The organism is Kribbella antibiotica, assembly GCF_004349055.1.
Taxonomy (GTDB): domain Bacteria; phylum Actinomycetota; class Actinomycetes; order Propionibacteriales; family Kribbellaceae; genus Kribbella; species Kribbella antibiotica.
Genome location: NZ_SMKX01000005.1, coordinates 121,878 through 133,266, shown reverse-complemented (window position 1 = coordinate 133,266; position 11,389 = coordinate 121,878). Strand labels below are relative to the sequence as shown.

The window sequence follows — 11,389 nt, the reverse complement described above, 5'->3', positions numbered from 1 at the left end:
GACCTTAACCGGGGCTGCGGAACCCCGCCCGCCCCAAAGGCAATCGACTGAACCCTCCGAGCACACCGCGCGGATGTGGGCTGGTGTGGGCTGGTGTGGGCTGATCAAATAGCCCACAGATCACCATGTAAATAAGGGCTTTCCGGCCAAAAACTGTCGGTGGCCGTGGCTATGCTTTTGGGTATGGAGATCGTGGGGATGCGCCCGGTGTACTTGCAGAGTGCCAGCGAGCTGGTGGCTACTCTCGACGCGCTGGAGACTGCTGCGTCCGTGCGGGAGACCTACAAGCTCCAGGTGATCAAGCGGCTGGACGAGATGGGCGCCGCGAGTGAGCTCGGTGCCCGTGACACCGTCGATTTCCTGTCCCAGCGGTACCGGCGCACTCCCACCGAGGTTCGTAGAGATCTCGCGTTCGGTGCTGCGCTGCACAAGTATCCGCTGGTGGCCGGCGCGTTGCCAGATCCGGCGGATCCGTCACGTCCGGCGTCTCTGCGTCCTGCGCAGGCGATGGTGATTGTTGAGACGTTGGAGAAGGCGCCTTCGACGGTTGCGGTGGATGTGCTGGAAGTCGTTGAGGAGCAGATGGTCCAGGTGGGTCATGACCGCGATCCGCGTGAGCTCACGAAGTTCGCTCACGATGTCATGTCCCGGCTGGATACTGATGGTGCGGAACCTTCTGAAGAAGAAGCGCACGCGAAGAGGTCGCTGCGGTTGCGGCAGGTCGATGGCGGGGTGAAGTTCAGCGGGTTCCTGCCCGGCGCCGACGGTGAACAGCTCACCACCCAGATCCACACGTTGTCGAAGCCGCACAAGACTGTTGACGGTGAGCGTGATCCGCGGCCACAGGACGTGCGTCAGGCAGATGCTCTGGTAGCCACCATGGACGCGGCAGCCGGAAACCCTGACCATCCGGGTGTGCCGCACCTGACCGTCACGATCGACTTCGACGACCTCAAAGCTGCGCTCGGCGAGACGACCGGTGCTGTCGGTGAGCTGGTGTTCGGGAACAACCTGTCCGCCTCAGCCGTGCGGCTGCTGGCCTGTGATGCCGCGATCCTCCCGATCGTGCTGGGTGGCGACTCGCAGCCCCTGGACGTCGGAACCGAGCAACGGTTCGTGAACAGGTACATGCGGCGGGCTTTGATCAAGCGCGACAAGGGCTGCGTTGTGTGTAAGGCACCGCCGTGGATGTGCCATGCCCACCACATCGTCCACTGGGCCAACGGCGGGCCAACCAGCATGCAGAACCTGGTGCTGTTGTGCGCGTCGCATCACCGGGCGGTTCACGCAGGGCAGTGGGCAGTGTCGATCACGACGAGCGGTCTGGTGGACGTGACTCGGCCGAACTGGGCCGACCCATCACCAATCGACCCTGCCGTTCTGGCGGCCGCTCTCAGCTGGGCCACCCCTGCCCGCAACACCACCAGCAGCAGTGGCACCGGCCTTAGTGCCGGGGTCGGCGTCAGCAGCAACCCGGGGCACGAGCAACCGGACGGGCTCCCGACAGTCAGCGCCCTGGCCAACTCGGAACGGGACGCTAAGCGCGAGGCCTTCCGCGCCCGACTACTCGCACACGTACCGAACTACACCGACCCCTGGGCAACCAACGCCACCCCAGCAGCAGGCCCCTAAACACCACCCGCCCATACCGCCCACCCCAAGCTCCACATGGCCCCGCCACGTGGAGCACCTACCCATGCCCGCATGCCCAGACCTGGCCACCCAGCCCACGCCGCGGTTCAGCGACAAGTCCGCCGTCCAACGTGTGCTGGTGGTCTCCGGCAAGCTGTACTCCGCGCTCGATCCCTTACCCACAAGGCCCCTACAGGTCGCGTCCCGCCCCCGCTCCAGGAGACCACCCGAGGGCTTAACGATCGACGCCCACATAGAAGCCATGCAGGGTTTCGGCAAGACGGTCGGGGGCTTCCATAGCGACGAAGTGCCCGACGCCGTCGAGCCGGATCGAGGTCACGTCTTCGCCGACCTGGGCGAAGGTGTTCGGGGTGAAGTCGCCGGATGCGCCACCGACGGCCAGGATCGGCAGGGTCAGCTTGCGCGCCGCAAGGGCCTTGATTTGCTCGCCTTCCGACAGCAGGGATCGATAGAGACCAGCAGCACCGGCCCAGGCATTCGGCCGTGAGTACGAACGCACCAGCTCATCGAGGTCTTCCTTGCTGAAGGCACCGGGGGTGCCACACATCGCAGGGATCGCGTAGTCGGCCAGAAACGCTCGCTCGCGGCCGGCCAGCAGCATGTCGGCGATACCCGGAGCAGCCAGTACGCCGATGTGCCAGGCACCGCCGTGGGTCACGTCACCGAGCCTTTCGACACCGAAACCCGGTAGGCCCGTCTCGATAGCGGTGAGACTCTTCACCAGCTCGGGATGCTCGGCTGCGATCCGGAAGACGGTCTGGCCGGCAACGTCCTGACCGCTCAGGTGTACCGGTCCCACATCCAGTACGGCGATCAGTCCGCTCAAGTCGGCTGCCGCGATCGAGCTGGTGTGGTCCGGTCCGGCGACGGCCGAGTCACCGAAGCCGCGCAGGTCGACGGCGAAGACGCGATGGTTCGCACTCAGCAGCGGGATGAGCTTGTGGAAGACCCACCAAGTCTCCGGGAAGCCGTGCACCAGCAGCACCGGCGACCCTTCGCTCCCGGCCGCTACGTAGTGCAGCTCCGCGCCGTTCACCGTCACGGTGTGATGGGTGGTGGCGGTCATGACCAGCTCCTCAATAGACACCTATGTTGTCTTTCCAAGATAGACAACATAGTTGTCGTTGTCTAGGCTGAACCCATGTCTCGCTCCGGACCCGACCTCGCCCTGCTGATGCTCGGCGGCTTCCGCTCACTCGTCGACGCGGCCACCGCCGAACTCGCCGCCCGCGGCTACGAAGACGTGCGACCACTCCACGATTTCGCCTTGCGCGCCATCGCCGCCGGCGCCGACAGCGCCTCCGAACTCGGGCGACGCATGTCGGTCACGAAACAAGCCGCGGCGCGGACTGTCGCCGTACTGGAAGAGCGCGGTTACGTGGAGCGGAACGCGGATCCGGCCGATGCCCGTCGGATGCGACTGCAGATCTCCGAACGGGGCGTCACGCTCCTGCGCACAGGCGAGGGAATCTTCAACGAGCTACGCAAGCAGTGGGAGCAGCAGATCGGGCCTGCGAAGCTGGCCGAGCTCGAGTCGATCCTGACTGAACTGGTCGGAGTCCAACCCGTGCGCGTCGACACGCCAGGCTGGCTGGCCCGCGACCTCGGAGAGACCATCTAACGCAGGGCGGCAGCCAGAACCTTCAGCTCTCCAAGGAGCTCTCGTTCCACCTCCACCAAGGAGCGCGTCTCGCCGTCGGCGATCCACTGCTCGAAAGCGACCGTGAACACCGCGATGCCGGTCTGCGCCGCCAGTGCGGCGACGAGCTCGGGCACTCCGCGTCGCTGCAGCGCGGCGGCGAGCGCGTTCGCCAGACTTGCCATCTTGAGCAACTCGCGCTCTTTGAGCGGCAGGTTGGCACTGATCACCTGATAACGCTTCTGCGACCACGAACGTCGCTCGGCGCCGAAGAACTGCGCCGTCGTGGTCAGCGCCGCCTGGATCACCTCCAGCGGGGCGGCCTCCGGCGGAGCGGCGGCCACTGCATCCACGAAAGCCTGCTCGAGGTGTCCCTCAGCGTCGAACAGCACCTCCCGCTTGTCGGCGAAATGCCGGAAGAACGTGCGCTCGGTCAGACCGACGCTCTTCGCGATCTCCCCCACGGTGGTCTGCTCGTAGCCCTGCTGCAGGTAGAGATCCAGCGCGGCGACGCGCAGCCGATCCGTCGCACCCGGTTCCCATCGCACCATGCACGCAGTCTAGTCGATGACAGCGACTGACATCATGAGGTACCGTCGTTGATGTCAGCCACTGACATCAACTCTTCAGGGAGCATTCCATGCGCATCTTCATCACCGGAGCCTCCGGCTGGATCGGTTCCGTCGCGGTCGACGAGCTGCTCGCCGACGGCCACCAGGTGGCCGGGCTCGCCCGCTCGGACACCTCTGCTGCGGCACTCGCGGCCAAGGGCGTCGACGTACTGCGCGGCGACCTCGACGATCTCGGCATCATCCGCTCCGGTGCCGCCGCGGCCGATGCGGTCATCCACCTCGCGAACAAGCACGACTTCGGTCCCGCGTCGAACAGTGCCGAGCGGGCCGCGGTCCAGACCATCGGCGACGAACTCACCGGCTCGAACCGCCCGTTCCTGATCGCGTCCGGAATCAACGCCGTACCGGGCCGAGTCTCGACCGAAGCAGACCTCTCCCCCCTGCATGGTCCGGACGCACCGCGCGGCGGCGCCGAGAACCTCGCGCTCTCCTTCCAGGACAAAGGCGTGCACCCGATCGCCGTCCGCTTCGCCCCGACAGTGCACGGCGCCGGCGACCACGGCCTGATCCCGATGCTCGTCACCCACGCCCGCACCGCCGGATTCGTGCCCTACATCGGCGACGGCAGCAACCGCTGGCCAGCAGTCCACCGCACCGACGCCAGCCGCCTGGTTGCCCTCGCCATCACCAAAGCTCCTGCCGGTGCCATCCTGCACGCCACCGCCGAGGAAGGCATCCCGACCCGGAACATCGCCGAAGCCATCGCCCGCGGCCTCGACCTGCCCGCCAGCTCGGTCACCCCCGACGAAGCAATCACCACCCTCGGCTGGCTCGGCGGCTTCTTCGCCATGGATCTACCCACCAGCAGTACGGCGACCAAGGAACTCCTCGGCTGGACCCCGACCGGCCCGACCCTCCTGGAAGACCTCGCAACAGCCAGCTACTTCCACGACTGAGGGGTCGTTAGGGTGCTCGTATGGCCAGTAGCGTGTACGTCGCCTCGGTGGAAGGGTCGACCGGGAAATCCACGGTCGCGCTCGGTGTTCTTCAGCAGCTGTCTCGCCGGGTTGAGCGGGTGGCCGTGTTCCGGCCGATCGTGCGACCTGGCGGGTCCGGTGGTCGCGACTATGTGCTGGAGCTGCTGACTGCGCACGACGCGGTCGACCTGACCTACGAGGAATGCGTCGGGGTCACGTACGACGAAGTGCACGCGGACCCCGATGCCGCCCTCAGTGTGATCGTGCAGCGGTATCACGAGGTGTCGGAGCAGGCGGACGCCGTACTGGTGGTTGGCAGTGACTACACCGACGTCGGGACGCCCACCGAGTTCTCGTTCAACGCGAAGATCGCGGCCAACCTCGGTACGCCGGTCCTACTCGTCCTGAACGGATTTCGGCGGAGCCCGCAGGACTTGCGCGCCATCGCCGATATGGCGGCCGGCGAATTGCGGGCGAACCACGGCACCCTGGCGGCGGTCGTCGCCAACCGGGTTGCGCCGGACGGGCTGCGCAAGGCCGTTGGCGCGCTCGCTAGCGTCGGCGTACCGGCGTTCGCGTTGCCGGAGGAGCCTGTGCTGTCTCAGCCGACGGTGGCCGATCTGCTGCCGGCCGTCGACGGTCGTCTCCTCAGTGGCGATCCAGCCCTCCTCACCCGCGAGGTGACTGGCCTCGTGGTGGCCGGTATGACGATGCCGAACGTACTCGACCGGTTGTCCGACGGCGCCGCCGTGGTGACCGCCGGCGACCGGCCCGAGGTTGTCCTCGGCGTACTGATGGCGCATGCCTCGATGAACTTCCCGCAGATCTCCGCGGTGATCCTGAACGGTGGCTTCACGCTGCCCAGCCAGGTGCAGCGGCTCATCGACGGGCTCGGCGTCACCCTGCCGATCGTCGACACCGGCCTCGACACCCAGGCCGCGTCGGCCGCACTGACCGCCGTTCGGGGTCGACTGGCGAAGGACTCGCCGCGCAAGATCGACGCCGCGCTCGCGCTGTTCGAGCGCAACGTGGACAGCAACGCGCTGCTCGATCAGCTCGAGGTCGCCCGCAGCAGCGCGGTCACGCCGTTGATGTTCGAGCACCAGTTGATCGACGAAGCCGTTGCCCACCGCAAGAACATCGTCCTGCCCGAAGGCGAGGAGGAGCGGATCCTGCGTGCGGCCGACATCCTGCTGCGACGCGGCGTCGCCGATCTCACGCTGCTGGGCAATCCGGTGGCGATCAGCGCGAAGGCGGCCGCTATCGGCGTCGATGTGAGCGCGGCCCGGCTGATCGATCCGGAACACGACCCGCTGGCCGAGCAATTGGCCGTCGAACTGCAGCGCCTGCGCGAGCATCGTGGCGTCGACCTCGAACGCGCCCGCGAACTGGTCCGCGACGTCTCGTACTTCGGGACCATGATGGTCCAGCTCGGACTGGCCGACGGCATGGTCTCCGGCGCCGTGCACACCACCGCCCACACCATCCGGCCCGCACTTGAGATCGTCAAGACCGTGCCCGGGGTGTCCGTCGTCTCCTCGGTCTTCTTCATGTGCCTGCAGAACCAAGTTCTCGTGTACGGCGACTGTGCGGTCAACCCCGATCCGACCGCCGAGCAACTGGCGGACATCGCGCTCTCGTCGGCGAAGACCGCGATTGCCTTCGGCATCGAAGCCCGGGTCGCGATGCTCTCCTACTCGACCGGCGCCTCCGGGACCGGGGACGAGGTCGAAAAGGTGCTCAAGGCAACCGGTATCGTCCGCGACCGGGCACCGGACCTGCTGGTCGAAGGACCGATCCAGTACGACGCCGCGATCGACGCCGCCGTCGCCCGGACGAAGCTCCCGGACTCGCCGGTGGCCGGCCGCGCGACCGTCTTCGTCTTCCCCGACCTGAACACCGGCAACAACACCTACAAGGCGGTGCAGCGGTCGGCGAACGCCGTCGCGGTCGGCCCGGTGCTCCAAGGTCTGCGCAAGCCGGTGAACGATCTGTCCCGCGGCGCGACCGTCCGCGACATCGTCAACACCGTCGCCATCACCGCCGTACAGGCAGAGCAGGGAGTCCGTAGTGAGTGACCACGTCCTGGTGATCAACGCCGGGTCCTCCTCCCTCAAGTACAGCCTGATCGACGGCCATACCGGCGAAGCGGCCGCCTCGGGTCTGGTGGAACGCATCGGCGAAAGCGAGAGCCGCCATATCCACCACGGCCCGGACGGCGACGCCGAGAAGACCCGCGCCATCGCCGACCACGAGGACGCGCTACGCGGAGCCTTAAACGCCTTCGAGGAACACGGTCCGTCCCTCACCGGGATCGATCTCGCAGGCGTCGGGCACCGGGTTGTGCACGGCGGTTCCCAGTTCGGCGCACCGGCCCTGATCGACGACGACCTGGTCGCCGCGGTCACCGACCTGGTCCCGCTGGCGCCGCTGCACAACCCCGCGAACCTCGAAGGGATCGAGGTCGCTCGCCGCCTCTTCCCGGACCTGCCTCAGGTCGCGGTGTTCGACACAGCCTTCCACCAGACCCTGCCTGAGCACGCTTACACGTACGCCGTACCGCTGGCCTGGCGTGATGACCACGGTGTCCGCCGCTACGGCTTCCACGGGACGTCGCACGCCTTCGTCTCGCAGCGCGCGGCCCAATTGCTCGACAAGAACCCGGCCGACGTCAACGTGATCGTGCTGCACCTCGGCAACGGCTGCTCGGCCTCAGCCGTCCAGGGTGGCCGCTCGGTCGAGACCTCCATGGGGCTGACCCCGCTCGAGGGTCTCGTGATGGGAACCCGCTCCGGCGACCTCGATCCCGCCGTACCGGCCTATCTGACCCGCGAACTCGGGTTCACCACGGCCGAGGTCGACCGGCAGCTCAACTCTTCGTCCGGTCTCAAGGGCCTGGCCGGCGCCAACGACTTCCGCGAGGTGAGCAAGCTGCGCGCCGGCGGCGATGCCGGGGCGCAGCTGGCCTTCGACGTCTACTGCCACCGGCTCCGCAAATACATCGGCGCGTACTACGCCGTGCTCGGAACGGTCGATGCCATCGCCTTCACCGCCGGCGTCGGCGAACACTCCGCCGAGGTGCGCGCCGCAGCCCTGGCCGGACTCGGCCGGCTCGGCATCAGTATCGATGCCGAGCGCAACCAATCCGCGTCGACGGACGCCCGCTTCATCTCCCCTGACGACAGCCAGGTCGCCGTTCTCGTCGTACCGACGAACGAGGAGTGGCAGATCGCCCGCGAAACCCTCGCCGTCGTCAGTCGGTCGTGTTGAACCAGGCGCGGAGCTTCGGTGTTCGGCGGATGACAAGTTGATCCAGCAGCAGGGCGAGCACCAGCGTGATGCCGAACATCGGCAGGAACAACGCGAGTGCCACCACAATGACCGCCAAGGCCGGTGTCGCCTTCAGGGGTAGCCGGCCGCGGGGCGCTCCAACAGCCCCGGCTGTCTTGGGACGGCGGCGCCACCACATCAACGGGCCGGATACGCACATGAAGATCACGCCCAGGCAGAACGCTGTGGTCAGAACCATATTCAGAGTGCCCAACCGGCGGCCCTCGTGCAGAGCGATGCCTTGGGCAACAGTTTTGGCCAGCAGCGGGTAGTCCTTGTACCCGTACGTCGACACCACCTGCCCACCGAACTGATCCATGTGCAGGGTTCGCTCCTTGGCCGGGTTCTGGAACGCGTACCCGATCACGGAGTACACGCCCTCCTCCCCCGACGGCAGCGCGATCGTCATGGGCCGGGCCAACCCGTTCTGGACGCCGACCACCACGGCGGTGTCGATGGTGGCCACCGAGCGCCGATCCTGCTTCGGGTCGGACTTCGGGATCTTCGACTCCCCCAGCGCCCACGGCACCGCATGGCTGTGCGGCAACGACTCGTCCAACGTCGAGGTCGGGTTCGACAGCGCGCCGGGGTCCTCGGCCCACATCGAGCTGCCCTGGTTCGTCGCGATCTGCTGAACCTTCGCGCCCCAGAACCCCGTCCACGGCAGACCGGACACAATCAGGAACAGCAGGCCGATCCCCAGCACCGAGCCAGTCAACGCATGCCGAGACCTCAGCACGGCACCCGCAGCTTTCGCCGTACGGCGTCGTGCGCGCGCCGCCCGCCCGCGGACGAACAGGTAGTAGCCGGTGATCGCCATCACCAGCGCCCAGCAAGCGCCGATCTCGATCACCGCATCGCCGAACCGGCCGGCCATCAGCTCGCCGTGCAACAAGATCGCGCCACCCGACAACGTCGAGTCCGGGTCGAGCGAGCCCAGCACCTTGCCCTGGTACGGATCGACGAACACGTCCCGCGCCGCACCATCGGCCGTCTCGATCGAGAACACTGTCGACCGATCCGGAGCAGACGGCTCGGTCATCGACGAAACGGTCGCGCCCGGGAACGCCTCCTTCACCGCGTCCAGTTGCGACGCGTACTGCTCAGCTCGCAGACCGGGCGGCTGCTGCACCTTCATCAGATCCGCATGCAAGGCGGGCTCGATCTGGAAGCGGAACAGGTAGATCAGCCCGGTCACCGCCAGGACGAGCACCACCGGAATCACCAGGAAGCTCGCATAGAAGTGCCAGCGCCAGAAGGCCCGGAACAACCCGGCACCTCTGGATTTCGGCCGATCACTGTCTCCAGGCGATCGGGCTGCGGTCGTGGACGGAAGGGTAGAAGTCATGAGCGCATTCCTTTGAAGTCCTTGAAGCCGGTACGGCGGGCATAGCCGTACCCGGCGCGGCCAGGGCGGCACGGCGCCGGGTGGGTCGAGCTGTCAGAAGACAGCGACCACCGAAGGAGGACCTCGGGAGACGATGGCGTGCCCCAACCGCCACTGCCGCATCGTCCAGAAACGGAACACCGGCCGAAGCCCGATCCGCGGCAACTGCAGAGGCGCCCGCGTCGCCAGCGACAGCGACGTACTGACGCGCTGCGCCACCAGACGCACGATCCGGAAGGCAGCCTGCTCACCAAGGGCTAGCCAAAGACCGCTCAGCAGCCCAGCCAGCAAGTGTGCGCCGAACATCCCCAGCATGGAGCCGAGCCCCATGGAATGCCCGTGACCGTGCATGGCCGGCGCACTCAGCAGCTGAGCGATCGTGAACCCGCCGTGGAGCACAGCCTGCGCAGCGACCGCGACGGCGGTCACCGACGGCACATCGCGCTCACGCGCCGCGAACCACCACCCGGCGCCGAAGACACCGACGAAGGCGCCGACTGTCACCCACCACGGCAGCGGCGTACCAGACATCAGGACGTGGCCGAGCACAGTGAGCAGCACGCAGACGACGGCGAACAACGCCGCCCGCACCGCGCGAGACCACCCACCCTCAGCCATATCCCCGACATGGTGACATCTCCCGCCATCCCGGCGTAATCCCTCACGTTCAATCCCGCTCCGAAGCCTGTGGCATGTCCCACAGCGCCGCGGGGAACTCTTGCCGAGCCGCCCCGAACCTTGATAGAAATGAAAACTATGTTCAACAAGCATCGCGTGGCGGTGGAGGCGCCGCCCGCGGTGCTGGCAGTGCGTGCCGTACGACGTCGTGCGCGGCTCTGGGTGGTCGCCCTGCTCCTGCTCCTCGGCACCGGAATGGCGGTCGCGCTCGGGATCGGCCCCGTGCGAATCCCGCCGGCGGACGTCCTGGAAATCGTCGGCCACAAACTACGAGGTCAGCCCACGGAAGGTCCGTTGGCGCAGATCGTCTGGGGCACTCGCCTCCCCCGAGTCCTGATGGCCACGCTCGCGGGCGCCTGCCTATCCGTCGCAGGAGCAGTACTCCAAGCCGTGGCCCGCAATGGCCTGGCCGACCCCTACCTCCTCGGTGTCAACGCCGGTGCCTCAACAGGTGTCGCCTTCGTCGCCCTGGTCGCCGGCGCAGGTGGCGCCATGGTCCTGGCCGGAGCCGCGCTCGCCGGAGCGGTCGGCGCCGTCGCACTCGTCATCACCCTGGGCGGCCTGGCCGGACAACGCGGACCGTTCCGCCTGATCCTGGCCGGCCTCGCCGTCGGCTACATGCTGACCGCCGTCACGAACTTCCTCATCTTCTGGTCGGACTCCCCCGAAGCCGCCCGCTCGGTGATGTTCTGGCTGCTCGGCTCACTGAGCTCAGTCCAGCCGGCCGTGCTCAACAGCGCCGCCATCGCCGCCTTTGTCGGCATCGGTGTCCTGATCGCAGTAGCGCCGATCCTCGATGCACTCAGCTCCGGCGACGACTCGGCTCGCGCGGCCGGGCTCAACCCGGAACGCGCCAGATTCCTCGTCCTCATCGGTACGTCGGCCATGGTCGGCGTGATCGTCGCCGGTGTCGGCGGCATCGGCTTCGTCGGACTCGTGGTCCCGCACCTGGCCCGGCGACTCGTCGGCGGCCGGCATCGCGCCGTACTGCCGGTCAGTGCGCTGCTCGGCGGCGCACTGCTGCTGGCCGCCGACACCATCGCGCGCACCGCGGTCGCGCCCCAAGAGATCCCGGTCGGCGTCGTCACCGGAATCCTCGGCGCTCCCTTCCTAGTCCTGCTGTTACGCCGCGCCATCACCACAGGAAGCTGAT

The 11,389-nt window shown here is 67.3% G+C and carries 10 protein-coding genes; 6 read left to right on the top strand and 4 right to left on the bottom strand.

The features are described from left to right. Positions 1–183: 183 nt before the first annotated feature. Positions 184–1,632 carry an HNH endonuclease signature motif containing protein gene (locus E1263_RS03230; protein ID WP_165956445.1) on the top strand — a complete coding sequence of 483 codons (1,449 nt, stop codon included), beginning with the start codon at positions 184–186 and terminating at the stop codon, positions 1,630–1,632. 235 nt (positions 1,633–1,867) lie between these two features. On the opposite strand, the gene E1263_RS03225 is transcribed toward E1263_RS03230, so the two are convergent. Then, complete coding sequence (locus E1263_RS03225; protein ID WP_132165143.1) at positions 1,868–2,719, bottom strand: alpha/beta fold hydrolase; 852 nt, start codon at positions 2,717–2,719, stop codon at positions 1,868–1,870. 75 nt (positions 2,720–2,794) lie between these two features. Here E1263_RS03225 and E1263_RS03220 point away from each other — a divergent pair, with 75 nt between their 5' ends. Continuing rightward, positions 2,795–3,274, top strand: a complete 480-nt coding sequence (locus tag E1263_RS03220) for a MarR family winged helix-turn-helix transcriptional regulator (RefSeq protein WP_132165141.1) — start codon at positions 2,795–2,797, stop codon at positions 3,272–3,274. On the opposite strand, the gene E1263_RS03215 is transcribed toward E1263_RS03220, so the two are convergent. Then, positions 3,271–3,843, bottom strand: coding sequence for a TetR/AcrR family transcriptional regulator (locus E1263_RS03215; RefSeq protein WP_132165139.1), 573 nt, complete (start codon positions 3,841–3,843; stop codon positions 3,271–3,273). The two genes, E1263_RS03220 and E1263_RS03215, sit on opposite strands and share 4 nt — an antisense overlap. Before the next feature lie 89 nt (positions 3,844–3,932). On the opposite strand from E1263_RS03215, the gene E1263_RS43995 reads away from it, so the two are divergent. The 3 genes from E1263_RS43995 to E1263_RS03200 are packed head-to-tail and all read left to right on the top strand — an operon-like array spanning position 3,933 to position 8,111. Beyond that, on the top strand, positions 3,933–4,820 hold the full coding sequence (locus tag E1263_RS43995) for an SDR family oxidoreductase (RefSeq protein ID WP_132165137.1): 888 nt from the start codon (positions 3,933–3,935) through the stop codon (positions 4,818–4,820). A gap of 20 nt (positions 4,821–4,840) precedes the next feature. Beyond that, positions 4,841–6,919 carry a phosphate acetyltransferase gene (gene pta / locus E1263_RS03205; RefSeq protein WP_132165135.1) on the top strand — a complete coding sequence of 693 codons (2,079 nt, stop codon included), beginning with the start codon at positions 4,841–4,843 and terminating at the stop codon, positions 6,917–6,919. Next, positions 6,912–8,111: an acetate/propionate family kinase gene (locus E1263_RS03200; RefSeq protein WP_132165133.1), complete on the top strand. Its 1,200-nt coding sequence runs from the start codon at positions 6,912–6,914 to the stop codon at positions 8,109–8,111. Before pta ends, E1263_RS03200 begins: the two co-directional genes overlap by 8 nt. On the opposite strand, the gene E1263_RS03195 is transcribed toward E1263_RS03200, so the two are convergent. Beyond that, positions 8,095–9,519 carry a PepSY-associated TM helix domain-containing protein gene (locus E1263_RS03195; protein ID WP_132165131.1) on the bottom strand — a complete coding sequence of 475 codons (1,425 nt, stop codon included), beginning with the start codon at positions 9,517–9,519 and terminating at the stop codon, positions 8,095–8,097. The two genes, E1263_RS03200 and E1263_RS03195, sit on opposite strands and share 17 nt — an antisense overlap. Before the next feature lie 93 nt (positions 9,520–9,612). Beyond that, positions 9,613–10,176 (bottom strand): hypothetical protein, encoded by a 564-nt coding sequence (locus tag E1263_RS03190; RefSeq protein WP_132165129.1) that lies wholly within the window; start codon positions 10,174–10,176, stop codon positions 9,613–9,615. Between the two features lie 129 nt (positions 10,177–10,305). Between E1263_RS03190 and E1263_RS03185 the strand changes: the two genes are divergently transcribed. Continuing rightward, entirely contained in the window at positions 10,306–11,388 is a 1,083-nt protein-coding gene (locus E1263_RS03185) for a FecCD family ABC transporter permease (protein WP_132165127.1), read from the top strand. Position 11,389 lies beyond the last annotated feature (1 nt).